The 26005-nt window shown below is 72.5% G+C and carries 24 protein-coding genes; 19 read left to right on the forward strand and 5 right to left on the reverse strand.

Annotated elements, in window-relative coordinates:
* Window positions 1-113: 113 nt before the first annotated feature.
* Complete coding sequence (gene rpmB, locus ACZYRU_RS17270; RefSeq protein ID WP_179724818.1) at window positions 114-299, reverse strand: 50S ribosomal protein L28; 186 nt, start codon at window positions 297-299, stop codon at window positions 114-116.
* A 137-nt stretch (window positions 300-436) separates the two neighbouring features.
* Between rpmB and ACZYRU_RS17275 the strand changes: the two genes are divergently transcribed.
* The 8 genes from ACZYRU_RS17275 to mutM all read left to right on the forward strand — a co-directional run bounded on the left by ACZYRU_RS17275 (window position 437) and on the right by mutM (window position 8023).
* Window positions 437-2134, forward strand: a complete 1698-nt coding sequence (locus ACZYRU_RS17275) for a DAK2 domain-containing protein (protein ID WP_488958331.1) — start codon at window positions 437-439, stop codon at window positions 2132-2134.
* 13 nt (window positions 2135-2147) lie between these two features.
* Complete coding sequence (locus ACZYRU_RS17280) at window positions 2148-4400, forward strand: ATP-dependent DNA helicase RecG (RefSeq protein WP_488958332.1); 2253 nt, start codon at window positions 2148-2150, stop codon at window positions 4398-4400.
* Window positions 4401-4409: 9 nt separating this feature from the next.
* Entirely contained in the window at window positions 4410-5003 is a 594-nt protein-coding gene (rsmD, locus tag ACZYRU_RS17285; protein ID WP_488958333.1) for a 16S rRNA (guanine(966)-N(2))-methyltransferase RsmD, read from the forward strand.
* Window positions 5000-5482 (forward strand): pantetheine-phosphate adenylyltransferase, encoded by a 483-nt coding sequence (coaD, locus tag ACZYRU_RS17290; RefSeq protein WP_488958334.1) that lies wholly within the window; start codon window positions 5000-5002, stop codon window positions 5480-5482. Before rsmD ends, coaD begins: the two co-directional genes overlap by 4 nt.
* An 83-nt stretch (window positions 5483-5565) precedes the next feature.
* Window positions 5566-6135, forward strand: a complete 570-nt coding sequence (locus tag ACZYRU_RS17295; protein WP_488958656.1) for a YceD family protein — start codon at window positions 5566-5568, stop codon at window positions 6133-6135.
* A 43-nt stretch (window positions 6136-6178) separates the two neighbouring features.
* The gene (rpmF, locus tag ACZYRU_RS17300) at window positions 6179-6364 is read left to right on the forward strand and encodes a 50S ribosomal protein L32 (RefSeq protein ID WP_028655951.1); all 186 of its coding nucleotides are present in this window, start codon (window positions 6179-6181) and stop codon (window positions 6362-6364) included.
* Window positions 6365-6477: 113 nt separating this feature from the next.
* Window positions 6478-7131, forward strand: coding sequence for a ribonuclease III (rnc, locus tag ACZYRU_RS17305; protein WP_488958335.1), 654 nt, complete (start codon window positions 6478-6480; stop codon window positions 7129-7131).
* A gap of 13 nt (window positions 7132-7144) precedes the next feature.
* Entirely contained in the window at window positions 7145-8023 is an 879-nt protein-coding gene (mutM, locus tag ACZYRU_RS17310) for a bifunctional DNA-formamidopyrimidine glycosylase/DNA-(apurinic or apyrimidinic site) lyase (protein WP_488958336.1), read from the forward strand.
* Here the strand turns inward: mutM and ACZYRU_RS17315 are convergent.
* Together ACZYRU_RS17315 and ACZYRU_RS17320 are read right to left on the reverse strand one after the other, a co-directional pair.
* On the reverse strand, window positions 7941-9248 hold the full coding sequence (locus ACZYRU_RS17315) for a hypothetical protein (RefSeq protein ID WP_488958337.1): 1308 nt from the start codon (window positions 9246-9248) through the stop codon (window positions 7941-7943). The genes mutM and ACZYRU_RS17315 overlap by 83 nt on opposite strands.
* A complete protein-coding gene (locus ACZYRU_RS17320; RefSeq protein ID WP_488958338.1) occupies window positions 9245-9889 on the reverse strand; it encodes an RNA polymerase sigma factor in 645 nt (214 codons plus the stop codon). Before ACZYRU_RS17320 ends, ACZYRU_RS17315 begins: the two co-directional genes overlap by 4 nt.
* A gap of 146 nt (window positions 9890-10035) precedes the next feature.
* On the opposite strand from ACZYRU_RS17320, the gene ACZYRU_RS17325 reads away from it, so the two are divergent.
* The 5 genes from ACZYRU_RS17325 to ACZYRU_RS17345 all read left to right on the forward strand — a co-directional run bounded on the left by ACZYRU_RS17325 (window position 10036) and on the right by ACZYRU_RS17345 (window position 15999).
* Complete coding sequence (locus tag ACZYRU_RS17325; protein ID WP_488958339.1) at window positions 10036-10965, forward strand: calcium-binding protein; 930 nt, start codon at window positions 10036-10038, stop codon at window positions 10963-10965.
* A gap of 195 nt (window positions 10966-11160) precedes the next feature.
* On the forward strand, window positions 11161-11355 hold the full coding sequence (locus ACZYRU_RS17330; RefSeq protein ID WP_141799620.1) for a hypothetical protein: 195 nt from the start codon (window positions 11161-11163) through the stop codon (window positions 11353-11355).
* Window positions 11356-11564: 209 nt separating this feature from the next.
* Window positions 11565-15137, forward strand: coding sequence for a chromosome segregation protein SMC (gene smc / locus ACZYRU_RS17335; protein WP_488958340.1), 3573 nt, complete (start codon window positions 11565-11567; stop codon window positions 15135-15137).
* Complete coding sequence (locus ACZYRU_RS17340; protein ID WP_488958341.1) at window positions 15134-15532, forward strand: hypothetical protein; 399 nt, start codon at window positions 15134-15136, stop codon at window positions 15530-15532. The genes smc and ACZYRU_RS17340 overlap by 4 nt, the downstream gene beginning before the upstream one ends.
* Window positions 15529-15999 carry an acyl-CoA thioesterase gene (locus tag ACZYRU_RS17345; protein WP_488958342.1) on the forward strand — a complete coding sequence of 157 codons (471 nt, stop codon included), beginning with the start codon at window positions 15529-15531 and terminating at the stop codon, window positions 15997-15999. Before ACZYRU_RS17340 ends, ACZYRU_RS17345 begins: the two co-directional genes overlap by 4 nt.
* Here the strand turns inward: ACZYRU_RS17345 and ACZYRU_RS17350 are convergent.
* Together ACZYRU_RS17350 and ACZYRU_RS17355 are read right to left on the reverse strand one after the other, a co-directional pair.
* Entirely contained in the window at window positions 15935-18487 is a 2553-nt protein-coding gene (locus ACZYRU_RS17350) for a rhamnan synthesis F family protein (RefSeq protein ID WP_488958343.1), read from the reverse strand. The genes ACZYRU_RS17345 and ACZYRU_RS17350 overlap by 65 nt on opposite strands.
* Window positions 18484-18984: a hypothetical protein gene (locus ACZYRU_RS17355; protein ID WP_488958344.1), complete on the reverse strand. Its 501-nt coding sequence runs from the start codon at window positions 18982-18984 to the stop codon at window positions 18484-18486. The genes ACZYRU_RS17350 and ACZYRU_RS17355 overlap by 4 nt, the downstream gene beginning before the upstream one ends.
* 165 nt (window positions 18985-19149) lie before the next feature.
* Here ACZYRU_RS17355 and ACZYRU_RS17360 point away from each other — a divergent pair, with 165 nt between their 5' ends.
* From ACZYRU_RS17360 to ACZYRU_RS17385, 6 genes are all read left to right on the forward strand, one after another.
* A complete protein-coding gene (locus ACZYRU_RS17360; RefSeq protein WP_488958345.1) occupies window positions 19150-19338 on the forward strand; it encodes a hypothetical protein in 189 nt (62 codons plus the stop codon).
* 76 nt (window positions 19339-19414) lie between these two features.
* Window positions 19415-20563, forward strand: coding sequence for a signal recognition particle-docking protein FtsY (gene ftsY, locus ACZYRU_RS17365; RefSeq protein ID WP_488958346.1), 1149 nt, complete (start codon window positions 19415-19417; stop codon window positions 20561-20563).
* Window positions 20564-20678: 115 nt separating this feature from the next.
* Window positions 20679-22025, forward strand: a complete 1347-nt coding sequence (locus ACZYRU_RS17370) for an ammonium transporter (protein WP_488958347.1) — start codon at window positions 20679-20681, stop codon at window positions 22023-22025.
* Window positions 22022-22360, forward strand: a complete 339-nt coding sequence (locus tag ACZYRU_RS17375) for a P-II family nitrogen regulator (protein ID WP_141799615.1) — start codon at window positions 22022-22024, stop codon at window positions 22358-22360. Before ACZYRU_RS17370 ends, ACZYRU_RS17375 begins: the two co-directional genes overlap by 4 nt.
* A 117-nt stretch (window positions 22361-22477) precedes the next feature.
* Entirely contained in the window at window positions 22478-23776 is a 1299-nt protein-coding gene (locus ACZYRU_RS17380; protein WP_488958348.1) for an ammonium transporter, read from the forward strand.
* The gene (locus tag ACZYRU_RS17385) at window positions 23773-25998 is read left to right on the forward strand and encodes a [protein-PII] uridylyltransferase (protein ID WP_488958349.1); all 2226 of its coding nucleotides are present in this window, start codon (window positions 23773-23775) and stop codon (window positions 25996-25998) included. The genes ACZYRU_RS17380 and ACZYRU_RS17385 overlap by 4 nt, the downstream gene beginning before the upstream one ends.
* The last annotated feature ends 7 nt before the right edge of the window (window positions 25999-26005 follow it).

Genomic DNA, 26005 nt, shown 5'->3' on the forward strand with positions numbered 1-26005 from the left:
TTTCCGGGCCACTTCGAGCCGGGTCGGCGCGAATCCCGGGCCACTTTCTGCCGGGTCGGCCAAAACACATCGACCCGCCGCGGATCGCGGCGGGTCGGTGGGAAGAGCTCAGGTCAGCGGGAGACCTTGCCGGCCTTCAGGCAGCCGGTGCACACGTTCATGCGCTTCGGGGTGCCGTTGACGACCGCGCGGACGCGCTGGATGTTGGGGTTGAAGCGGCGCTTGGTGATCTTGCGCGACCACGGCCGGTTGTTGCCGAAGGTCGGCTTCTTGTCGCAGATGTCGCACACGGCGGCCATGGTTGTCACTCCTGGATCGCGGATCTAAGTTTCACGGGGCAGCCCGTGCGCTCAGAAGGCGCTTCGGGCAACCGGAAGAGAATAGCCGACCGGGTCGCACCGGCCGAAATCGGCGGACCTCCTCTAGGGTGACCCCGATGGACGAGCGGACGGTGCCCGGGGAGGGGCGGAGCGGGATCGCGCTCTCGTCCGTGGTCCGGTTCGTCGACATCGCGGTGGACGCCCTCGCGGGTGCGCGCGAGGAGGTCGACGCCCTCAACGTCTACCCGGTGCCCGACGGCGACACCGGCACGAACATGTACCTCACCGTCGTCGCGGCCCGCGACGCGATCCGCACCGCCCTCGGCGAGCACGCCGACCACCCGGACGACGCCGGGCCGGCCGACGTACCCCTGGCGGCGCTCGCCCGCGGCGCCCTCCTCGGCGCCCGGGGCAACTCGGGGGTGATCCTCAGCGAGATGCTCGGCGCCGCCGCCCGCCGGATCGCCGGCGCCCACAGCGACGAGCGCAACGCGGTCGTGATGGCCGAGGCGCTGCGGCAGGCGTCGACCGCGAGCTACGCGGCCGTGGGGGAGCCGGTCGAGGGCACCATGCTGACCGTGATGCGTGCCGCCGCCGAAGCCGGTACGACGACCGCCACCGACCCCGACGCGCGCACCAGCGACGTGCTCACCGCCGCGGCCGCCGCCGCCCGTGAGGCGCTGGGCCACACGCCCGAGCAGCTCGAGGTGCTCGCGCAGGCCGGTGTCGTCGACGCCGGCGGGCGCGGGGTGTCGGTGATCCTCGACGCCGCCGAGACCGTGCTGACCGGGCGCCGCCCGATCCCGGTGACCGCGCCGCTCGGCAGCCACCTCATCCCGGTGCCCCACGTCGAGCACGCGAGCGACGAGCTGAGCGCGGACGGCCCGGCGTACGAGGTGATGTACCTCCTCGACACCGACGACGACCAGGCGCCGCGGCTGCGGGAGCGGCTGGGGCAGCTCGGGGACTCCGTCGTCGTGGTCGGGCGCGACGGGCTGTGGAACGTGCACGTGCACACCGACGACGTCGGCGCCGCGATCGAGGTCGGCCTGGGAATCGGGCGACCGCACCGGATCCGGGTCACCCACTTCGCCGAGCAGATCGCAGCCCAGTCAGCGCCCGCAGAAGCACCGGCGCCCCTCGCCGGCCGCCGCGTCGTGGCCGTCGCCGCCGGCCCCGGTCTGGCCGCGCTGTTCGAGGAGGCCGGTGCCGAGGTGGTGCGCGGCGGTCCCGGCCGTCGTCCGTCGACCGGTGAGCTGCTCGAGGCGATCACCTCGTGCGGCGCCCGCGAGGTCGTCGTCCTGCCCAACGACGAGCCGACCATCCGCGCTGCGCTGGCCGCCTCGAGCACCGCCGAGGCCGACCACGGCACCCGCGGCCTGCGGGTCGCGGTGATCCCGACCCACACCCAGGTGCAGGGCCTGGCCGCGGTCGCCGTCCACGAGCCCGGCCGCGCCTTCGACCAGGACGTCACCGAGATGACCGCGACCGCCCGCCACGTGCGCCACGGTGCGGTGACCATCGCCGCCCGGCAGGCGATGACGATGGCCGGTCCGTGCGAGCCCGGCGACGCGCTCGGCGTCATCGCCGGCGACTTCGCCGTGGTCGGCGACGACCTCGGCTCGGTCGCGCTGGTCGTCCTCGACCGGCTGCTGGCCGCCGGCGGCGAGCTGGTCACGATCGTCAGCGGTGTCGACGGCGAGGGCCTGGCCGACCGGGCGACCGCCTGGGTCGAGGAGTTCCACCCCCATGTCGACGTCGTGGTGTACGACGGTGGCCAGGAGCGCTACCCGCTCCTGATGTCCGTCGAATGAGAGAGCAGCACCCGTGGCGATCACCCTCGACTCCCCGCTGACCGCCGTCCTCGGCGCGGCGACCCCGGCCAAGCGCAAGCGGTTCGCGGACGGTCTCGGCCTGCAGACGGTCGGCGACCTGCTGCGCCACTTCCCACGCCGCTACCTCGAGACCGGCTCCCTGACCCGGATCGACAACCTGCGGATCGGGCAGCTGCTGTGCGTCGTCGGCGAGATCGACGAGTGCGACATCAAGAACTACACCGATCGGCGCACCGGCCGCACGGCGTACCGCGTCGAGGCGGTGCTGCGCACCGGCGGCCCCCGGCTGAAGATGACCTTCTTCGCCAAGAACCAGGGCACCGCCGGCTGGCAGGCGGGCCGGGTCGCGGTCGGCAACCGCGGCGTCTTCCTCGGCAAGGCCGACCGGTTCCGCGACCAGTGGCAGCTGGTCAACCCGGCCATGACGATCTTCGGGATGGGCGACGAGGCCGAGGGGGAGGGCGACGGCGTCGAGGACGTCCTCGACTTCGGCCCGCTGTTCCCGATCTATCCGCTCACCAAGGGCGTCGAGACCTGGGACATCGCCCGCGCGGTGACCTTCGCACGGCAGGTCATGGAGCCGGTCGCGGAGCTGCTCCCCGACGCCCTCCGTGAGGAGTACGACGTCCTCGGCATCCAGCAGGCCTACGACTGGGTGCACCAGCCCGAGGACCGCGACCAGGTCGCGCTGGCACACCACCGGTTCCGGTTCGAGGAGGCCCTGGTCACCCAGCTGGTGCTCGGCCGGCGCCGGCGCGCCCGCCAGGCCGAGGGCGCGACCGCCCGGACCGGGGGAGTCAGCGACGTCCTCGCCGCCTTCGACGCCCGGCTGCCGTTCGAGCTCACCGCCGGCCAGACGTCGGTCGGCAAGGAGATCGACCACGACCTCGGCCAGCCGCACCCCATGAACCGCCTGCTCCAGGGCGAGGTCGGCTCCGGCAAGACCCTCGTCGCGCTGCGGGCGATGCTCCGCGTCGTCGACTCCGGCGGTCAGGCCGCGCTGCTCGCGCCGACCGAGGTGCTCGCCCAGCAGCACTACCGTTCCATCGCCGCCATGCTCGGCGACCTCGGCGAGGGCGGCACCATCTTCGGTTCGGGGGACGGCACCCGCGTCGAGCTGCTGACCGGCTCGATGAACAAGACCCAGCGCACCGGTCCGCTCTCGCGGATCGCCAGCGGCGAGGCCGGCATCGTGATCGGTACCCACGCCCTGCTCCAGGACCAGGTGATGTTCGCCGACCTCGGCCTGGTCGTGGTCGACGAGCAGCACCGCTTCGGCGTCGAGCAGCGCGCCGCGCTCACCGACAAGGCCGCCGCGCCGCCGCACCTGCTGGTCATGACGGCGACCCCCATCCCGCGCACGGTCGCGATGACCGTCTTCGGCGATCTCGAGACCTCGACGCTGAGCGAGCTGCCGGTCGGCCGCGCGGCGATCCAGACCAATGTCGTCCCCCTGGCCGAGCAGCCGGGCTGGATCGGCCGGGTCTGGGAGCGGGTGCGCGAGGAGGTCGGCAAGGGCCATCAGGTGTACGTCGTGTGCCCCCGCATCTCCGGCGACGAGCACGAGGCCGGCCAGGTCGACGCGGTGGACCTGCCCGACGAGGACGCCCCGGTCGAGGACAAGCCGAAGCCGCCCGCCGCGGCCGTCGAGGAGGTCGTCGGCCGCCTCGCCCAGGGCCCGCTGTCCGGGATTCGAGTGACCGGCCTGCACGGCCGGCTCCCGGCCGACGAGAAGGACGCCACCATGCGCGCCTTCGCGGCCGGCGAGGTCGACGTGCTCGTCTCCACCACCGTGATCGAGGTCGGTGTCGACGTCGCCAACGCCACGACGATGGTCATCCTCGACGCCGACCGGTTCGGCATCTCCCAGCTCCACCAGCTGCGCGGCCGGGTCGGTCGAGGCGGCCTGCCGGGCCTGTGCCTGCTGGTGAGCCACACCGAGGCCGGCTCGCCGTCCCGCGAGCGGCTGGAGGCGGTCGCCTCGACCACCGACGGCTTCGTGCTCAGCCGGATCGACCTCGAGATGCGCCGTGAGGGCGACGTGCTCGGAGCCTCCCAGGCCGGCGGCCGCTCGAGCCTCGAGAACCTCCGGGTGCTGCGCGACGAGGACACCATCGTCACCGCCCGCCAGGCAGCCGAGGGCCTGCTCGACGTCGACGCCGACCTCGACCAGGCGCCGGAGCTCGCCGCCGCAGTCCGTGACCTCGAGCAGTCCCAGCTCGCCGAGTTCGTCGACAAGTCCTGAGGAAGGCAGATGACCCGCATCATCGCCGGCCGCGCCGGCGGCCGCCGGCTGCAGACACCCAAGGGTGACCAGACCCGCCCCACCAGCGACCGCGTGCGCGAGGCGCTGTTCTCCGCGATCGAGGCCTGGGCCGGCTCGCTCCACGACCTGCGCTTCCTGGACCTGTACGCCGGCTCCGGCGCGATCGGCCTCGAGGCCTGGTCCCGCGGCGCCGCGGCCGTCACCCTCGTCGAGGCCGACCGCCGCACGGCCGAGCTGATCCGCGCCAACGCCCGCTCGATCGACTGCGACGTCGCCGACGTGGTGGCGCGCTCGGTCGCGACCGTGCTCGCCGAGTCGGCCCGGTCGTCGTACGACCTGGTGTTCGCGGACCCGCCCTACCCGCTGTCCGACGACGCCGTCGCCACCGACCTCGCGCTGCTCGTCGAGCACAGCTGGCTCGCGGCCGGCGCCCTCGTGATCGTCGAGCGGTCGCGCCGCAGCCCCGAGCCGGACTGGCCCGCAGGCCTCACGCCGCTCGCGGGCAAGCGCCGCCTCAAGAAGTACGGCGAGACCAACCTGTGGCTGGCGGAAGCAGGCCCGGCCGATAGCCTCGCCCCATGACCCGCGCGGTGTGCCCCGGCTCCTTCGACCCGGTCACGTACGGCCATCTCGACATCTTCCGCCGTACCGCGGGGCTCTTCGACGAGCTCGTCGTCGCAACCGGCACCAACATCTCGAAGTCGCGCCTGTTCGACCCCGAGGAGCGCCTCGAGATGCTCCGCGAGGCGTGCGTCGACATGCCGAACGTCACGGTCAGGGGCTTCACCGGCCTGATCGTCGACTTCTGCCGCGAGATCGGCGCCAGCGCCATCGTCAAGGGCCTGCGCGGCGGCAACGACTACGAGTACGAGCTGCCGATGGCCCAGATGAACGCCCACCTCACCGGGATCGAGACCATCTTCGTCCCGACGACCGCGAGCCTGGGCTACGTCTCGTCCAGCCTGGTCAAGGAGGTCGCCTCGCTGGGGGGCGACGTGTCCGAGTTCGTGACCCCCGCGGTGCACGAGCGACTGACCGCGAAGCTCGCCGCCCGCCGGTGACGAACGAGGGGTGATTTGGTCGCGTTGCCGACGCCCCACTAACATCGACCTGATCTGTTGTGCCCGGACCTGGAAGTGAGACCCTGAACAACCTGGACCCGAGAGCGCCGCTCGTGCTCGACACTCGCGAGCTCGGCCGCCGCCCGGGGTCCCAGCGTCAGGTGTCACGGACAGTTCCGGCACCAGCAGATCTGGGCATCGAAGTCCTCTCCGTCCCCGAGGGCGCGCCGGTCGAGCTCGACCTGCGCCTGGAGGCGGTCATGGAAGGCGTGCTCGTCACCGGGACGGCCTCGGCCGTGCTGGAGGGTGAGTGCGTACGGTGCCTGGAACCGATCCACGACCAGTTCGAGGTGAGGTTCCAGGAGCTGTTCGTCTACGACGACATCCGTGACTCCGAGGGAGCAGAAGAGGACGACGAGGTCAGCATGCTCCAGGACGACCTGCTCGACCTGGAGACCGTGCTGCGGGACGCGGTGGTGCTCGCACTACCGTTCCAGCCCTTGTGCCAGGACGACTGTCCCGGGTTGTGCCCCGAGTGCGGGGTACGACTCATCGACGAGCCGGACCACACGCACGAGGCAGCGATCGACCCGCGATGGGCGGCGCTCACGGAGCTGACCAGCGAAACCCAGCAAGACCACCCCACGGACTGAAGAGGCGCTCGACCCCGAGCGCACCCGAACCAAGGAGAAGACAGTGGCTGTTCCGAAGCGGAAGATGTCGCGCAGCAACACGCGGCACCGTCGCTCGCAGTGGAAGGCTGTCGCCCCGTCGCTGGTGACCTGCGCCAACCCGGCCTGCGGTGCCAAGCACCTCCCGCACCGTGCCTGCGGCACCTGCGGCCAGTACGGCGCGCGCGCCGACCGTCGCCAGGTCCTCTGACCCACCCGGTCGAGCCAGGACCGTCGAGTCAGGTCAGCGGCATCACCAACTACGTCGAGCTGCGTCGAGCGCTCGGGGATCCGACACTGGACCCCGAGCTGCTCGAACGCGCGATGACGCACCGCTCCTTCGCCTACGAGAACGGTGGTCTTCCGACCAACGAGAGGCTGGAGTTCCTCGGCGACTCGGTGCTCGGCGTGGTGGTGACCGAGACGCTCTACCTGGCGCACCCGGACCTCTCTGAGGGCCGGCTCGCCAAGCTGCGCGCGGCGGTCGTCAACGCCCGTGCGCTCGCGGTCGTCGCCCGTGACATCGGGCTCGGCGCCCACATCAAGCTCGGTCGTGGCGAGGAAGCCACCGGCGGTCGCGACAAGGCGTCGATCCTGTCCGACACCGTCGAGGCGGTGATCGGCGCGATCCACCTCAGCGGCGGTATCGACGTCTCCTCGATCGTCGTGCACCGGCTGTTCGACCCGCTCATCGAGGCGGCGTCAGCCCTCGGTGCCGGCCTCGACTGGAAGACGTCGCTGCAGGAGCTGGCGGCCGACCAGTCGCTCGGCGTGCCCGAGTACGTCATCGAGGACGACGGTCCCGACCACATGAAGACCTTCACCGCGCAGGTCCGGGTCGGCGACAAGCTCTACGGCAACGGCACCGGCCGCTCCAAGAAGGAGGCCGAGCAGGGCGCCGCCGAGACGGCGTACGGCGAGATCGCCACCGCCCTCGGCCTCGACGCCAACGGCCGCCCGATCACCTCCGGCAGCTGACCTCCACGCGAGCATGCCCGAGCTCCCCGAGGTCGAGGTCGTCCGCGCCGGCCTCGAGCGCCACGTCACCGGCGCCACCATCGCCGCGGTCGACGTCCTCCACGACCGTCCCGTACGCCGCCACCCGACCGGTGCGTCCGGCTTCGCGGCTGCACTGACCGGCCGCCGGATCGAGGGCGCCCGCCGACGCGGCAAGTACCTCTGGCTCCCGCTCGACGACGGGAACGCGATCCTGGGCCACCTCGGGATGAGCGGCCAGATGCTGGTCCAGCCCGTCGACGCCCCGGCCGAGCGGCACCTGCGCGTCCGCTTCGCCCTCACCGGCACCGAGCACGGTCGTGAGCTGCGCTTCGTCGACCAGCGCATGTTCGGCGGCCTGTCCGTCTCGCTCGGCGGCGCCGACCTGCCGCCCGAGATCGCGCACATCGCCCGCGACCCGCTCGACCCCGAGTTCGACGACGACGCCTTCGTGGCCCGGCTGCGCAAGCGCACGTCGGGCGTGAAGCGACTGCTGCTCGACCAGGGCCTGATCTCCGGCGTCGGCAACATCTACGCCGACGAGTCGCTGTGGCGGGCCCGCCTCCACGGCGAGCGCCCCGGCAACCGCCTCACCCGCGCCCAGGCGGTCGAGCTGCTCGGCCACGCGCGCGACGTGATGAACGCGGCGCTGGCCCAGGGTGGCACGTCCTTCGACGCGCTCTACGTCAACGTCAACGGTGAGTCGGGCTACTTCGACCGCTCGCTGCACGCCTACGGGCGCGAGGACGAGCCCTGCGACCGGTGCGGTACGGCGATCCGCCGGGTCGCGTTCATGAACCGGTCGTCGTACTACTGTCCGCGCTGCCAGACGGCTCCGCGCTCGGCGAGGCCGGGGCCGAGGGCGACGGCGTAGCCGACGGGAGCCGCGGCACGCGCACCGTGATCCACCGCTGGACGGCGGTGTGGGTCGAGGTGCCGAGCACCCGGACCAGGACCCGCACGCGTCCGGTCCAGGCGGACAGGTCGTAGCTCGCGTCGCCCTGGTCGTCGAGCCTGCGGATCCCGATCCGCACCAGGCGGCCGTCGGCAGCGCGCCGGCTGATCGTGATCGCGTCACCGGAACCCGCGCCGAGTGTGTGGACGTCGACGACGGGGCCGCTCGAGCTCAGCGTGAGGATCGGCTGCACCCCGATCCGGCGCTTGCGGGACAGCAGGACACGGTCTGCCTCGGCGTCGCCGTCGGTGTCGACCTCGACCCGGAACCGGAAGCTGGTCGTCTCGACCAGGGGACCGATCGCGAAGATCGCGGTGCCCTCCTCGCCGGTGACCGCGGTCCCGGCGCGGGTCCAGCCGCTGGTGCCGTCGCGCTGGAGCAGCGTGATCTCGGCGCCCTCGACCAGGGCGCCGTGGTCGCGGACCAGCCCGGTGATGCTCGCGCGCCCGCCGGTGACGACGCGCCGGGTGGATGCCGTCGCGCCCACGCTGGTCGCGCTGACCGGGGTGGTGGGGGAGCCGGTGGTGGGGTCGCCGGTGCCGGGGCTCGAGGGCCCGGTCGGGCCACCCGTCGAGGGGGTGCCGGACCCGGAGGGGGAGCCGGTCGCCGTCGTACCGGTGGCGTCGGAAGTGGCGGTCCCGGTCGTGTCGACGGACGCCTCGCCACCGGTGGAGGACCGCCCACCTGGGCGGGGCGACCGCTTGTCGTCAGGGGTACGACGCTCCTCGGGCCGCTCGCTCGCGGTGGCGCTCGGCGTCGGCGTCGGCGTGGGCGTGGGCCGGGGCGCCCGGGTCTGCGGCGTCACGGGGCGGGCCGGCGGCACCCCGACCCCGCCGAACGCGTCGTGGGCGATGACCTGCACCGAGTGCGGGAGCCGCTGGGTGTAGGCCGCCGCGGCCATCCCACCGGTGAGGGTGACGGTCGCGAGCAGGGCGGCGCCGCCGACGCCGATCCGCCCGACGATCCGGCCACCCCGACCGGCCCGCCCGCCGCGGCTGCTGGGTGCGACCGACGGGTGCGCCGCACTGAACGCGGCGACGAAGCGCGCCTCGTCGGCCAGCTCCTCGGGCGAGCCGGGGGCGCGCAGCGCCCGGACCAGCGGGGAGTCCTCGAACTCCTCCAGGCCGTCGTGCTCCGTGCTCATCTGCTCACCCCCCTCGTGGTGCGGCTCTCGTGCGTGTGGGCCAGCTTCTTCAGCGCGCGGTGGATGTTGACCGCCACCGTGCCGGGTTTCTTGCCGACGATCGCGGCGACCTCTGCCACCGAGAGGCCGGCCACCACCCGCAGCATCACCATCTCTGCCTGGTGGGCTGGCAGCGTGGCCACCAGGCGGACGGCCGCCTCGGTGTCGACCCGTTCGAGGGCGGCCGCCTCGGCGCTCGGCGCCGTACCGATGTCGATCACCTCGGCCGTGGGTGTGCTCGGCCGCGCGGCCCGGGCCCGGCCGGCATCGATCGCCCGGTGCCGGCCCAGCGTGAACACCCAGGCCCGGAACTCCGAGGGGCCGCCGGAGAACCGGTGCAGGTCGCGCACGACGTGCAGCCAGGTCTCGGCAGCGACGTCCTCGGCGGCGTCGCGCTCCCGCACCTTCAGGTAGCGCAGCAGCGGTGGGTGGAGCAGGCGCCACACCTCGCCGAACGCGTCCTCGTCGCCGTCGAGTGCCCGGGCGAGCGGCTCCCCGAGGGGATCGGTGGGAGGGCGGTCGGGCGGGATCAGGACGCCTCCTCGCTCGGTGGTCAGGGCACGGACGGCAGGAGGAACCGGGACGTCCCCGAGCTCGCCCACCGCCATCGATCCTGACACACCACGGTGAGCGGGCCGGGCGAGCGATCCATTACACCTGCGATCCCACCAGCCCCACCTGTAATGCCCCACCGGCGCGATCCGCTGTGGGGGGTGTCATGTTCGACGACACCCAAGGAGTACGAACCATGAACACCAATCTTCGGCGTACGGCCGGCGCCCTCGCCCTCGTGACCGGCGGCGCCCTGTGGGCCACGACCGTCGCGTCCGGTACGGCGTACGCCGTCGACGCACCGCTGTGCAACGGCAAGGCGGCGACGATCCTCGGCACCGACGGCGACGACACCCTCACCGGCACGGCCGGCGACGACGTCGTCTTCCTCGGCAAGGGCAACGACAAGTTCGACGGCCTCGCGGGCAACGACACGATCTGCGGCGGCGAGGGCAACGACACCCTCGACGGCGGTGCGGGCGACGACTGGATCGACGCGGGCCTGGGTGACGACAAGGTGAGCGTCCTGGCCGGCAACGACTACGTCAACGGCAACGACGGCGACGACACCATCACCGCCACCGTGCCCGTGGCCGACATCCACGCCGGCCTGGGCGACGACATCGCCTACGTCACCCACCTCACCAGCGCGCTGAGCATGAACGCCGGCGACGACACCGTCGTCTTCGACCGCACCTCGGGCGAGCTGCGCGGCGGCAAGGGCGAGGACGCCTACCTGGTCGCCACCCCGAAGCCCGCGGAGGGCGAGCCGACGCCGGGCCTCAACACCGTCACCACCTCGGTCATGCGGGGCGGCTCGGGCCTCGACACCATCACCTTCGCCCCGCTCACGACCCAGGTCCGCATCGACGCGGCAGCCGGCACGGCCACCTGGGAGGGTGGCAACAGCGCGAAGCTGAAGGGCCTCCAGGCCTACGTCGGCGGTGCCGGCAACGACACGCTGCTCGGCAGCGACCGTCCCGAGACGATCCGCGGCAAGGGCGGCGACGACGTGATCCGCGGTCGCGGCGGCAACGACACCCTGCGCGGCGGCGCCGGCACCGACGTCGTCTACGGCGGCACCGGACGCGACAGCTGCACCGGTGAGGTCCAGCACGGCTGCTGACCCGGGGCATCCCTGAGCGTGTCGGGAAGGTCCGGTCTCCGGGCCTTCCCCGTTGCGGCGACCGCGGCCTTCCCGACACTTTGCCGAAGCCTCCCTGACCCGGCCGGCCCAGGTTTGACCCGGCCGTCTCGAAGTGGGACTCTTGGAGACGGCCCCCCACGGGCCGACACCCGTCGAACCGGAAGGCTCAACTTCATGGCCAAGGCGCTGATCGGCCACCTGAACAGCGACCTCCGCGACCCCCGTATCGCCCTCGAGAACGCTCGACTGCGCAACCGGGTCGCTGAGCTGGAGTCCCTCGTCCTCCGCCTCTCCGAGGAGAACGACAAGCTGATGTCGGCCCGCGCGGCCGAGATCCTGACCGGTGACGCGGAGATGCAGCCGGCCTGATCCAGGACTCCGACGACGAGCTCCCGTCGTCGCCCGCAGGTGCACCAACAACGGACCACCCCACGCCGAGTACCGGCGCCGGGTGGTCCGAGTGTCTTTTCGACCGCGCTCGCGGGGTGCAGCGAAGCGCCGAGCCCGCGGGGTAACGTGACGCCTGCCGAGCTTCCCCCGCGTCGGAACCACCTTGCCCGACCCCGAAGGGAGACCGCGTGTACCTGAAGAGCCTGACCCTCAAGGGTTTCAAGTCCTTCGCCTCCGCGACGACCCTGCAGCTCGAGCCCGGCATCACCTGCATCGTCGGCCCCAACGGCTCCGGCAAGTCCAACGTCGTCGATGCCCTCGCCTGGGTGATGGGCGAGGCCAGTGCCAAGAGCCTGCGCGGCGGCAAGATGGACGACGTCATCTTCGCCGGTACGTCGGGCCGCCCGCCCCTGGGCCGGGCCGAGGTCGTGCTGACCATCGACAACTCCGACGGCGCGCTGCCGATCGACTACACCGAGGTCACCATCAGCCGGACGATGTTCCGCACCGGTGGCTCCGAGTACGCCATCAACGGCACCACCTGCCGCCTGCTCGACGTCCAGGAGCTGCTCAGCGACTCGGGCATCGGCCGCGAGATGCACGTCATCGTCGGCCAGGGCCAGCTCGACCAGATCCTGCACGCCACCCCCGAGGACCGCCGCGGGTTCATCGAGGAGGCTGCGGGCGTCCTCAAGCACCGCAAGCGCAAGGAGAAGGCGCTGCGCAAGCTGGACTCCACCGAGGGCAACCTCAACCGGCTCAACGACCTGCTCAGCGAGATCCGCCGCCAGCTCAAGCCGCTCGGACGTCAGGCCGAGGTCGCCCGGCGCGCGGCGACGGTGCAGGCCGACGTACGCGATGCGCGGGCGCGGCTGCTCGCCGACGACCTGGTGACCGCCCGGACCTCCCTCGAGCAGGAGCTCGCCGACGAGAGCGTGCTGCTCGCCCGCCGCGAGGAGGTCGAGACCGGGATCGCGACCGCCCGCGAGCAGGAGGCCGTCCTCGAGGCCGCGCTGCGCGAGGACCTGCCCGCGCTCTCGGCGGCGCAGGAGACGCTGTCGTCGCTGACCGCCCTGCGCGAGCGGTTCCGCGGCACGCAGAGCCTGGCCGCCGAGCGGGTCCGCAACGCCGCCGGCGCAGAGGCTGAGGGCGAGCAGGCCGGAACGGGCCGGGACCCCGACGAGATCGAGGCCGAGGCCGGGCGGCTCGCCGCCCAGGAGGCGGAGATCGCCGCGCAGGTCACCGCGCAGCAGACCGCGCTCGAGCAGGCCGTGGCCGCCCGCCGGGGGGCCGAGGAGGCCGCGGCGAACGAGGAACGGCGGGTCGCCGGCCTGCTCCGCGCCGCCGCCGACCGGCGCGAGGGCCTGGCCCGACTGCACGGCCAGGTCAACACGCTGCGCTCGCGTGCCCACGCGGCCGAGGAGGAGATCGGCCGCCTCGAGTCCGCCCGGGCTGACGCGCTGACCCGCGCCGAGCGCTCCCAGCGTGACTTCACCGCGCTCGAGACCAAGGTCGCGGGCCTCGATGCCGGCGAGGAGGGCCTCGACGCCGAGCACGAGGCCGCGGTCGCCTCGCTCGACGACATCGAGGAGCGGCTGGTCAAGGTTCGTGAGGAGGCCCAGCAGGCCGACCGAGAGAAGGCCGGCCTCAGCGCCCGCAAGGAGGCCCTCGAGATCGGCCTGGCCCGCAAGGACGGCGCCGGCGCCCTGCTCGCCGCCTCCGACACCGTCTCCGGCCTGCTCGGCTCGGTCGCCGCGCTGGTCACCGTGCGCGGCGGCTACGAGGGCGCGGTCGCGGCCGCGCTGGGTGCTGCTGCCGACGCTGTCGCCGTGGCCGACGCCGACACGGCCGTCGCGGCCATCGACCACCTCAAGAACGACGACCTCGGCCGCGCCGGGCTGCTGCTCGGCGGGGGAGAGGCCGAGACCACCGACGGCTGGCCGGCGCTCCCGCCCGGGACGTCGTACGCCGTCGCCGTGGTCGAGTGCCCCGCCCAGGTCCGGCCCGCGCTCAACCGGTTGCTGCGCAAGGTCGCGGTCGTCGACGACCTCGGCGCCGCCCGCGCCCTGGTCGACGACCTCACCGACGTGGTCGCGGTGACCCGCGACGGCGACCTGCTCGGCGCGCACTTCGCTTCCGGTGGCTCCCATGCCACGCAGAGCCTGATCGAGATCCAGGCGGCGGTCGACGAGGCCACCGAGTCGCTCGTCGAGGCCGTCGCGGCCGCGGAGCGGCTCGGCTTCGACGTGGTCCGGCTCGAGAACGAGCGGCTCGAGTCCCGCCAGCGCGTCGACGTCGCGCTGGCCCGGCTCCACGAGTCCGACGCGACCCTGGCCGCCGTTGCCGAGGAGCTCGGCCAGCACGGCTCGCTCGCCCGCGCCGCCCGCGCCGAGGCGGAGCGGATGACCGAGGCGATCGCCCAGGCCGAGACCTCCCGCGAGCAGGCCCTGGTCGGCCTCGCCGAGCTGGAGCAGCGCCTCGCCACGGCCGAGCAGGACACCGACGAGGAGCCCGACACCACCGAGCAGGAGCGCCTCGTCGAGGCCACCCGCGCCGCCCGGCAGAGCGAGATGGAGGCCCGGCTGTCGCTGCGGACCTCCGAGGAGCGGGCCCGCGCGCTGCACGGCCGGGTCGACCAGATGCGCAAGGCCGCCGAGTCCGAGCGTCAGGCGCGGGCCCGCGCGGCCGAGCGTCGTACCCGACTGCTCGCCGAGGGCCGCGCCGGCCAGGCCGTCGCCACCGCGGTGACCTTCGTGCTCGCCCGCCTGGAGCGCTCGATCGAGGAGGCCACCGCCCGACGCCAGTCCGTCGAGGACTCCCGCCGCGGCCGCGAGCAGGAGCTGATGGTCGTGCGGCAGACGCTGCGCGACCTCGGCAACGAGCACCAGGACCTGGTCAGCTCGGTGCACCGCGACGAGATGGCCCGCGCCCAGCAGCGGATGCGGATCGAGCAGATCGAGACCAAGGCGCTCGAGGAGCTCGGCCTCGAGCCCGACGGCCTGGTCGCCGACTACGGCCCCGACCAGCCGGTGCCGGTGCTCGAGCCGCCTGCCGAGGGGGAGTCGGTCGATGCCGACGCCGAACCCCGGACCGTGCCCTACGTGCGCGAGGAGCAGGCCAAGCGCCTCAAGACCGCGCAGAAGGCGCTCGGGATGCTCGGCCGGGTCAACCCGCTCGCGCTCGAGGAGTTCAGCGCGATGGAGGAGCGCCACCAGTTCCTCTCTGAGCAGCTCGAGGACCTGCGTGCCACCCGCAAGGACCTGCTCGACATCGTCAAGGACGTCGACGTGAAGGTCGAGCAGGTCTTCACCGAGGCGTACGCCGACGTCACCAAGGCCTTCGACCAGACCTTCGCCCGCCTGTTCCCGGGCGGCGAGGGCCGCCTGGTCCTCACCGACCCCTCCGACATGCTCGCGACCGGCGTCGAGGTCGAGGCCCGGCCCCCGGGCAAGAAGGTCAAGCGCCTCTCGCTCCTCTCCGGCGGCGAGCGCTCGCTGGTCGCCGTCGCCTTCCTCGTCGCCCTGTTCAAGGCCCGGCCCTCGCCGTTCTACATCCTCGACGAGGTCGAGGCCGCCCTCGACGACACCAACCTCGGCCGCCTGCTGGAGATCTACGAGGAGCTGCGCGAGAACTCCCAGCTGCTCGTCATCACCCACCAGAAGCGCACCATGGAGGTCGGCGACGCGCTCTACGGCGTCACCATGCGCGGCGACGGTGTCTCGGCGGTCATCAGCCAGCGGCTGAGGGACGAGTCCGCGTGAGCGGACCCCTCCCGATCCGGTTCGGTCCGGTCGTCCGCTGGGCCCACGTGGTCGTGGGCGTCGTGTTCCTCGGGGTCGGCTTCGTGGCAGACAGCGGCCTGATCGGCTACCTCCCGGGCGTGATCGTGCTGGCACGGGCGCCGTTCCTGTGGCGCCTTCCGTACGTCGAGGTCCGTCCGGACCTGGTGATGGTGCGCGACAGCTACCTGCTGGTGCGCGCCCGCCGGGTCCCTCTCGAGCCGTCGCAGCGGGTCTACGTCGAGGGCCGTCAGCTGCGGCTCTGGCCGGGTGGTCGCGACATCGCGGACCTGCGCTGGTGCGGCGATGTTGATCTCCCCGACCGTGCGACGCTGCTCCAGAGCATCGTCGATGAGCACAGGAGCACCACCGCGTGACCACTCCCGACCGCACCCGGCCCGACCGGTCGTCGTACCGCGCCTGGCGCACGGCGACGACCCGCTGGTCCGATGACGACGTCTACGGGCACCTCAACAACGCCCGCTACTTCGACCTCATCGACACCGCAGTCAACGCGCACCTGCACGAGGCGACCGGCACCGACATCCGCCGGCTCCCGGCGATCGGGGTGGTCGCCGAGGTGTCGTGCCGCTACTTCGCCGAGATGGGCTACCCGCGCCCGATCGAGCTCGGGCTCGCGGTCGAGCGCCTCGGCACGTCGTCGGTGATCTACCGCGTCGGACTGTTCCAGGGCGACCCCGCGGGTGACGGTGCGCTGGCGTCCGCGGAGGGCCGGTTCGTCCACGTGTACGTCGACAACACCGACCCCGCGCGGCCGGTCACGCCCGTGCCGGACGTCGTCCGTTCCGTACTCGAACCGTTGGTGGCGGCGCAGGCTCGCTGAGGCTCGCTCGCCGTACGTGCTCCACGACGCGATGCGCGGCGCCGTCGTCGGCGAGACCGGCGAGGAGATCGCGGCATCGTGCGTAGCGCTCGAGCTCCTCCGGGGTGCGCTCGGCCAGCGCTCGGTCCAGGGCAGGGACGAGGTCGGCCCCGGTGCGGCACACCGGGCCGGGCAGCTCCCGCTCGGCGTGGGCTCCGTCGAGGAGGACGACAGGCTTGCCGGTGAGCAGGAAGTCGGCCAGGTGGTGGGAGTCGTCGGTGACCAGCAGGTCCGCCGCGCGGAGGAGCATCTCGACATCAGGGAACCGGCGTGCCATCAGCAGCAGCGGGTCGAGGTCGGTGAACACGTGGCCGTCCGCGTTGCTGCGGACGCCGATGACCGAGTCGGTGCGCTGCGCCCACTCGCCCAGGGCGGCGATCGCGGAGTCGCCGAGCCCGGGGATCCGGGTGCCGCCGGAAGGGAGCCACAGGACCAGGCGGCGACCAGCAAGCAGGGCCCGCAGGTCGGCGAGCTCCCTGCGCAGGTCGTCGGGCAGGGCGTCCTCGGGCCGCAGCAGGAACGCGTGCCGCGGCTGGCCGGTCGCCCACACCTCGATGGACGGGGTCACGCCGTCCCTGGTCTCCACCGGTACGGCGTCGAGCGGGCCCGTGGTCACCACGACGTGCCGCTCGGGCCGGGTGGAGCGCCGCTGCCGGTCTGTGGCGTCGGGCGAGAGTGGATGCTGCTGGCTCCCGGATCGCGGCCGTGGCAGGCCGGCGCCGACATCGATGATCCGGTGCTGGTCCATGTCCAGCTCCCAGGGGAAGGTCAGGTCGGCGCTGTGCCGGACGAACACCTGTCCCGCGCGGGCGAGGAGCTCCTGTCCGGACCGGCTGTCGAGCGGCACCGTGACGACGTTCTCGCCGGCCAGGTCGACCTCGCGGGATCGAGTCAGCACGATCTTCCTGATCGACGGGTCGTGCCGGACCTCTTCGAAGATCGCGCGCTCGTTGCCGGTCAACGACGGCTCGCCCACCGGGACCGGGAACGCCCACCAGTGGTCGAACCGGGGTGCCACCCGGTTCTCCACCCGGAACTCCTTCTTGCTGAGCCGCCGTTGGTAGTCGACCAGTCCGTCGGGCAGCGTGCGGACCCGGCCGGTGCGGTGCAGCTTGTCGGCGGGTGCGACCCGTCGCAGGTTGCGCTCGAACATCTCGACCGGTGCGTCCGGGACGTGCTCCAGCACGCGCTCCTTCCACCGGCCCAGGTCGGGCGTGCTGACGTGCTCCCCGATGAAGTTGCGCTTGAGGAGCGGGAAGCCCTGCGCCACCAGGTCGAAGTAGTCGGCCGAGTAGAGCGGGTGGAAGGGGTACAGGTCGGGGACGAAGGTCTCGAAGTCGAAGCCGGCCTTGATCAGGTAGTCGCTGAGCCCGATCTCGTACTTGAGGATCACCAGCTCCTTGTGGTCCTGCTTCACCACGTCGCCCAATCGGCGCCGGAAGCCGGGGTCGGTGACCACCGGGCGCCGGAAGGTGAGCAGGTAGGAGCTCAGGTGCATCCGGTAGTGCGGGTTCCAGTCCTCGAGGTCCGTGTGCAGCCGCTTGCCCTCGGCCAGTGGGACGGGGGAGAGGTGGCCCTCGGCGCGGGAGAAGTCCATCTTGGTGGCCTGCAGGCCCCACCAGTCGGCGCGCCGGGCGTCCATCCGGGTGAAGGTCTCGTCGAGGCTGCGCAACAGGTAACAGCTGTCGTTGGCGAACACCAGCTCGTCGTACCGGTCGATCGTCTCCCAGCCGACGAGCTCGGTCGCGAGCAGCGAGAACGAACCGAAGTCGTAGCGAGCGTGAGGGATCGACCAGGCCGCAACGGTCACGTCGGCCAGCTTCGCCAGCTCGGAGCGTGGCATCACGCCGTCGGCGAGGTAGTAGACGTCAGCGTGCCGGCTCAGCTCGCGCAGGTAGTGCAGCACGTAGTCGTCGACGATCCCGTCGGCGTCGTAGGCGGCGTACAGGCAGATCCGCCGCGGACCCGGAGCCTGCGGGAGCGTGGCCGGTCGTGCGGCGACCCTGGGCGGGGCGGTCGACAGACCGGCCCGGCGCCCGACGAGCAGGTGGAAGAGCAGCGGATTGATGTCGTCGCGCGTCGGATCGAGGTGCTCCGACCAGTACCACCACACGTCGAAGTCGGGGCGAGGACTGCGCAGCCAGCGCCACCCGACCCGGCAGAAGTGCTCGACCGGGTCCATCTGCTCCTCGCGCATGACCTTGAGATCGCGGTTGGCGCGGGCGTAGCGGCGTGGCCTCAGCGCACGAGCCCGGCGCACGACCTCGATCTCGCAGGCGAGCAGCGCCTCGGGACCCGGGTCCGCGAGGGTGTCGCCCGTGTCGGGAAGCAATCCGTGGCGGACGACATCGGCGAGGAGCGCATCAGCGGCCTTGCGGTCCTCGGTGGCCAGGGTCTCCCACCGGCCGACCAGGGCACGCCAGGCCCGGGTGAACTGCTCCGGGCTCATCGCCGCGAACGCAGGTGGTGGACGAGGGGGTTGTCCTTCGGGTCGAGCTCGGGGTGCTGGCGTCGGTAGGCACGGGTGTCGAAGCCCGGCCCCGGGTCCTTCCCCGATCCGGCGCCCCGGCGCAGGTAGTGCAGGGCCGGAGTGGCGCCGCTGCCGGCCGCCGCGGGGTACGTGCGCAGGTACCAGGCGCCGTCGAACAGCTCCGAACTGTTGATGATGGCCAGGTCCGCCCTCTCGGCGCGCGTCGGCATCTCCGGGGCCAGCCACCGGCGCAGTGGTCCCCACCAGCGCGACCTGCGCTCGCGCTTGGCGAGCCAGGTGTCGAGTGCCACCGAGAGCTTGGTCAGCTGCTCCTCGGCGCGCGCGGTGACGGCGATCAGCTCGCGGTCCGTCTCCTGCTGCTCGCGCACGGCTGCCAGCTCGAGTCGGCACGTGCGCAGGTCCTCGCGGAGCTGCGAGGGCTCACGCTGGCTGTCGGCAAGGATCTCCGGATCCACGGTCTGCTGCCCTCTTCGTCGCCTTGCTGTCGGTCGCTCGACGCTAGCATCCGAGCGCCCGCGAGAGGGAACGGGCGCGCGGGGCCGGCGGTGGCCGGCCAGGGGCCCGACGTACGATGGAGGCACCCGTTCGCCCGCTGCGATCCCTACTCGGAGGAGTCGAAGGTGCTGTTCGTCGCGCTTGCCGTGCTGCTGAGCTTGGCCGTCTCTGTCGTCGTCGCCGTCTACGTCGCCTATCCGGGCCGTGGCGAGCAGATGCCCGTCGTCCCGTGGCTCGGCGACGCGCTCGGTCGGGCTGTCGACTCCGCGCCGGTGCTGGCCGACGACGAGCGGGACCTGGCCCGCCTGGGCTGACCTCGCGGACCCCCGTGCGAACCTGAGCGGCGCCACCGGATTCCGACCCGGGCGAGCGGCGTGATGGGATGACCGCATGCAGGAGTGGCTCTACCTCGTCATCGGGGTCGCCGTCGTCGGCGTCCTCGCGATCGTCGGCTTCGTCGGGACCCGGGTCCGCCGTACGCCGAAGGCCCCGGAGGCGACGACCGATGTCATCGCCCCGCCGGCCACGCCGGCCGAGACCGAGGCGCCCGTTGCCGAGGTCGCGGTCGAGGCACCCGAGGTCGAGGCACCCGCGGAGCCGGCTGCTCCCGCCCTCGAGACGCCGGAGAAGCCGGCCTCGCGGCTGGTCCGGCTGCGCCAGCGGCTGGCCGGGTCCAACGCGCTGGGCCGTGGGCTGCTCGGGCTGCTCAGCCGCGAGAAGCTGGACGAGGACACCTGGGAGGCGATCGAGGACCTGCTCCTCGCCGCCGACATCGGCGTCGCGCCCACCCAGGAGCTCGTCGAGAAGCTCCGCACCCGCCTGCGCGTCGAGGGCGGTCAGGCGCCGGACGCCCGCACCGTGCTCCGTGAGGAGCTGATCAACCTCGTCGACCCGACCATGGACCGATCGCTCAAGGTGAGTGGCGAGGGCGACGCCCCCGGCGTGGTGCTCGTGGTCGGCGTCAACGGCACCGGCAAGACGACCACGGTGGGCAAGCTGGCCCGGATCCTGGTCGCCGACGACCGTACGGCGCTCCTCGCCGCCGCCGACACCTTCCGCGCGGCCGCGACCGAGCAGCTCGCCACGTGGGGCGAGCGGGTCGGTGTCGAGGTCGTCCGCGGCCCCGAGGCCGGCGACCCGGCCAGCGTCGCCTTCGACGCCGTCAAGCAGGGCGTGGACCGCGGCGTGGACACCGTCGTCGTCGACACGGCGGGCCGGCTGCAGAACAAGCAGGGCCTGATGGACGAGCTCGGCAAGGTCAAGCGGGTCATCGAGAAGCTGGCGCCGGTCACCGAGGTGCTGCTCGTCCTCGACGCCACCACCGGCCAGAACGGCCTGATCCAGGCCAAGGTGTTCTCCGAGGTCGTCGACGTGACGGGCATCGTGCTCACCAAGCTCGACGGTTCCGCGAAGGGCGGCATCGTCGTCGCGGTGCAGCGCCAGCTCGGCGTACCGGTCAAGCTGGTCGGCCTCGGCGAGGGCCCGGACGACCTGGCGCCGTTCGACGCGGCCGCGTTCGTCGACGCGCTCCTCGGCTGACGTCCGGACCCGCCCCGGGCGGCCGTCACCGGACCGTAACCGCTGTGCGGCACCCGTTACAGGCGTGAAACATCCGGTCGCCTGAGCCGAAACCTGCGCCGCCGAGTCTTCGGGCATGGAAAACGGCTACTACACCTGGATGCTGGTGTCGGCCTCGCTCGTCCTCTTGATGACCGCCCCTGGCCTGGCGCTCTTCTACGGCGGCATGAGCCGGACCAAGTCAGTGCTCAACATGATGATGATGTCCTTCAGCGCCCTCGGCGTGGTGGGCATCGTGTACGCCCTGTGGGGCTGGTCGATGTCGTACAGCACGACGTTCGCCACCGCCGGGGGTACGACGGGCAAGGAGATCGGCAAGCTCTTCTCCAACCCGTTCACGCAGTTCGGCCTCGAGAGCACGGATCCCGCGAACTACGTCTTCGTCGCCTTCCAGCTGACCTTCGCGGTGATCACCGCGGCGCTGATCAGCGGTGCGGTGGCGGACCGGATGAAGTTCTCCGCGTGGCTGGTGTTCCTGCCGATCTGGGTGACCCTGTCGTACTTCCCGCTGGCGCACATGGTGTGGGGCGGCGGCTTCCTCAGCGGGGTGGAGAACGGTCTGGCCGACCTGGTCTTCCCCGGTGACGGTGGCGCCCAGGTGGCGCCGATCGACTACGCCGGCGGCACGGTGGTCCACATCAACGCCGGTGTCGCGGGCCTGGTCCTCGCGCTCCTGCTCGGCAAGCGGCTCGGCTTCGGCAAGGAGCCGATGAAGCCGCACAACCTGACCCTGACGATGATCGGCGCGGGCCTGCTCTGGTTCGGCTGGTTCGGCTTCAACGTCGGCTCGATCGTCAACCTCGACGACTACACGACCGAGACCGGCCTGGTCTGGCTCAACACCACCCTGGCCACCTGCGCCGCGATGATGGGCTGGCTGCTCGTCGAGAAGATCCGTGACGGTCACGCCACCTCCCTGGGTGCTGCATCCGGCGCGGTGGCCGGCCTGGTCGCGATCACCCCGGCCTGCGGCAACCTGGTGCCCTGGAGCTCGATGGTGCTCGGCCTGGTCGCCGGTGGCGTCTGCGCCCTGGCGGTCGGCCTGAAGTACCGGTTCGGGTACGACGACTCGCTCGACGTCGTCGGTGTCCACCTCGTCGGCGGCCTGATCGGCACCATCGGTGTCGGCTTCCTCGCCTCCAACGACGGTGGCCTGCTCACCGGCGGTGGTGCGAAGCAGCTGGTCGTCCAGGTCCTGGTCGCGGCGTTCGCGATGGTCTGGTCGGGTGTCGCGACCCTCGTGGTGGGCCTCGGCATCAAGGCCGTCATCGGCCTGCGGCTCCCGGAGGAGGACGAGGTCGACGGGATCGACTTCGCCGAGCACGGCGAGGCGGCCTACGATCTCACCACCGGCGGCGGTGCCGCCCGTCGTACCTCGCTCCTGAGCACGTCGTCGACCACCCCTTCGGAGGTAAACGCATGAAGCTGGTCACCGCGGTCATCAAGCCGCACAAGTGGGAGGACGTCCGGGAGGCGCTCGAAGCCTTCGGCGTCACCGGGATGACGGTCAGCGAGGTCAGCGGCTACGGCCGGCAGAAGGGCCACACCGAGGTCTACCGGGGCGCGGAGTACGACATCGCGCTGGTCCCCAAGATCCGGATCGAGATCGTCGTCGACGACGCCGACGCGGCCGACATCGTCGGGATCATCACCAAGACGGCCCACACCGGCCGGATCGGTGACGGCAAGGTCTGGGTGAGCCCGGTCGAGTCGGTGGTGCGGGTCCGCACCGGCGACACGGACACCGCGGCTCTCTGAATCAGATGAACCCCGAGCCGGGGTCCGCCCACGCGGCGGGCCCCGGCTTCACGGGCGTGTAACCGCTGTCGGGAGACGCGTTACACGCTCGAAACATTCGGACTTCACAGTGTCCGGATGCCCGATCTGCTCCTCGCCACCGCCACCGCGGCCCCTGCTTCGGCGGCCGGTGACACTGCCTGGCTCCTCGCTGCGGCCGCCCTGGTCCTGTTGATGGCGCCGGGCCTGGCGTTCTTCTACGGCGGCATGGTGCGCTCCAAGAGCGTGCTCAACATGATGATGATGGTCTTCGGTGCCCTCGCCGTCGTCATGGTCGTGTGGGTCGTCGTCGGCTACTCGCTGGCGTTCGGCGACGACCTCGGCGGCGGGCTGCTCGGCGACCCGGCGCAGTTCTTCGGCTTCAAGGGGATGCTGGAGGCCGACCCGGCGGCGTCGTACCCGATCACGCTGTTCGCCGCCTTCCAGGGCCTGTTCGCGGTGATCACCGTGGGCCTGATCGCCGGTGCGATCGCCGACCGCACCCGGTTCGGGACCTGGCTGCTGTTCGCGGGGCTGTGGACGGTGCTGGTCTACGCCCCGGTCGCGCACTGGATCTTCGGCGGCGGCTGGATGGCTGCCAGGCTCGGCGCTCTCGACTTCGCCGGTGGCACGGCGGTCGAGATCAACTCCGGCGCCGCCGGACTCGCCGCGGCGCTCGTGCTCGGTCGCCGCGTCGGCTTCGGGCGCGACCCGATGAAGCCGCACAACCTGACCCTGGTCATGGTCGGCGCCGGCCTGCTGTGGTTCGGCTGGTTCGGCTTCAACGCCGGCTCCGCGCTCGCGGCGAACAACACGGCGGCGATCGTCTTCGTCAACACGCTGCTCGCCGGCTGCACCGGCCTGCTGGCCTGGCTCGGTGTCGAGCGCTACCGCGACGGCCACGCCACCTCCTTCGGCGCCGCGTCCGGTGTGGTCGCGGGCCTGGTCGCGATCACCCCGTCCTGCGGCGCGGTCACCCCGATCGGCGCGATGCTGGTCGGCGTCGCGGCGGGCGCGATCTGCGCGCTGGCGGTCGGCCTCAAGTACACCTTCAAGTACGACGACTCCCTCGACGTCGTCGGTGTGCACCTCGTCGGCGGGCTCGTCGGCACCATCGCCATCGGCCTGCTCGCGTCGTCGTCGGTGACCGGCGTCGACGGCCTGTTCTACGGCGGGGGAACGCACCAGCTCGGCAAGCAGCTGGTGGCGGCGGGCGTGACTCTCGTGTTCTCCTTCACCATGACCGCGCTGCTGGTGTGGGTGCTGGAGAAGACCGTCGGCTTCCGGGTCGACCCGGAGCACGAGGTCGCCGGCGTCGACCTCGTCATCCACGCCGAGACCGCCTACGACCTGCACACCGCTACCGGCGGCGCTCGCCCGCACTTCGGCCAGGGATGACCTCAGCCGAGCGGGCCGCCCGGACCGAGGCGGCCGACGCGCTCTGCCTGGGTGCGTACGACGCCGCGGGCGGCCCCGACACGGGCATCGCCCTGGTGGCGGTCGGCGGCTACGGGCGGGGCGAGCTAGCGCCGTACTCCGACCTCGACGTGGTCCTGGTCGCCGACGAGGGCGTCGACGAGGAGCTGTGGCACGAGCTGGCCAGCCAGGTCTGGTACCCGCTGTGGGACTCGGGCGCGAAGCTCGACCACGCGGTCCGCACGCTGCCGGAGATGCTCGCGGCGGCCGAGGGCGACGTGCGGGTGGCCTCCGGGCTGCTCGACGTGCGGCACGTCGCCGGCGACCACAGCCTGGCGCTGCGGCTGCGTACGACCACGCTCACGCACTGGCGCCGGCAGGCCCGCGAGCGGCTGCCCGAGCTGCGCGAGCTGGTCCGCAGCCGGCACCGGCTGGTCGGCGAGCTCGCGCACCTGTCCCTGCCCGACCTCAAGGAGGCCGAGGGCGGGCTGCGCGACGCGACCGTGCTCAAGAGCCTCACCGCGACCTGGCTGGTCGACGTACCGGCGGCTGACCTCGAGCGCTGTCGTCAGCAGCTGCTCGACGTGCGCGACCTCCTGCACGACGCCGCGGGCCGCGCGTCCGACCGGATCGCCCCCGAGCACTGGGGACCGCTCGCGGAGGGGCTCGGGCTGCCCGACGAGGCGGCGGCGCAGCGCTACGTCCGCGAGCTCGGACGCCGGGTGACCCACCTGTCGCGACTGGCCTGGCGGCGTACCGACGACGCGCTGCGACGTACGCCGGCCGCCCGGCCCCGGCGTCCCGAGCTGGAACGGGTCGCCCCGGGCATCGCGCTGTCGCGGGGCGAGATCGTGCTCGAGTCGGGCGCCAAGCCGGCCGCCGATCCGGTCCTGCTGCTGCGCGCAGCGGCCGAGGCGGCGGTGCGTGACGTCGTCCTCGCGCCGCCGACCGCCGCCCGCCTGGTCCGTGAGTGCCCTCCGCTGCCCGAGCCGTGGCCCGACGAGGCCCGCCAGCAGCTGGTGCGGCTGCTCGCCGCGGGCCCGGGTCTGCTGCCGGTCTGGGAGACCCTCGACGAGACCGGCGCCCTCGACCGGATCCTGCCCGAGTGGGAGCGGATCCGGATGCTGCCGCACGCCTCGGCCATCCACCGCTTCACCGTCGACCGGCACGTCGTCGAGACCTGCGTCGAGGCGGCCGCGCTGATCCGGGACGTGTCCCGGCCCGACGTGCTCGTCGTGGCGGCGCTGCTCCACGACATCGGCAAGGGCGAGCTGACCGAGCACAGCGTCGCCGGCGCCCCGATCGCGCGCACCATCGCTGCCCGGATGGGCTTCGGCCCCCACGAGGTCGACCTGATCGGCCAGCTGGTCCGCTGGCACCTGCTGCTCGCCGACATCGCCACCACCCGCGACCCCGACGACCCGGCGACCATCGACGCCCTGCTCGAGCACGTCGACAGCCTCGACGCGCTGGCGCTGCTGACCGCGCTCAGCGAGGCCGACGCCAAGGCCGCGTCGCCGAAGGCCTGGTCGTCGTGGCGGGCCGGCCTGGTGCTCGACCTGTCCCGACGGGCACGGGCGGCGCTGGAGCGGGGGAGCGCGCCGCCGGCGTTCACCGTGGATGAGATCCCGGTCCCGGCCGGCGTCGTCGACGGCGACGTCTCGATCGTCGTGGAACCGGTCGTCGACGGCTCGCGGGTGACCGTCGTGGCCCTCGACCGGGTGGGCCTGCTCGCCGACGTGGCCGCCGTGTTCGCGCTGCGCCGGGTCACGGTGCGGGCCGCCAGACTGTGGGCCCAGGGGGAGTACGCCGTCTCGGTCTGGGACGTCGCGGAGGCCGGACTCGACCCTCGTGCGCTCGGGGACCAGCTGGACGCGATCACCTCGCGTCGCGTCGATCCCGCGGCGCGGCTGGCGGCACGGCACGTGGCGGGCGAGCTGGACCCAGCGGTCGTCGTACGGCCGGAGGCCAGCGACCACGCGACGGTGATCGAGATCCGGGCCGCCGACCGCCTCGGTGTCGTGTACGTCGTCAGCGCGGCGCTCGCTGCCCTCGACATGACGGTGCGCTCGGCGCACATCTCCACGTTGGGACCTCAGGCCGTGGACGTGTTCTACGTCCAGGAGGTCGCGGCCGGAGGGCTCTCCGAGACGCGGGCGGCCGAGGCCGCCCGCGTCGTACGGAAGGCGATCAGCTCGAGCTGATCGCCGG

Source organism: Nocardioides sp. F233 (assembly GCF_057813895.1).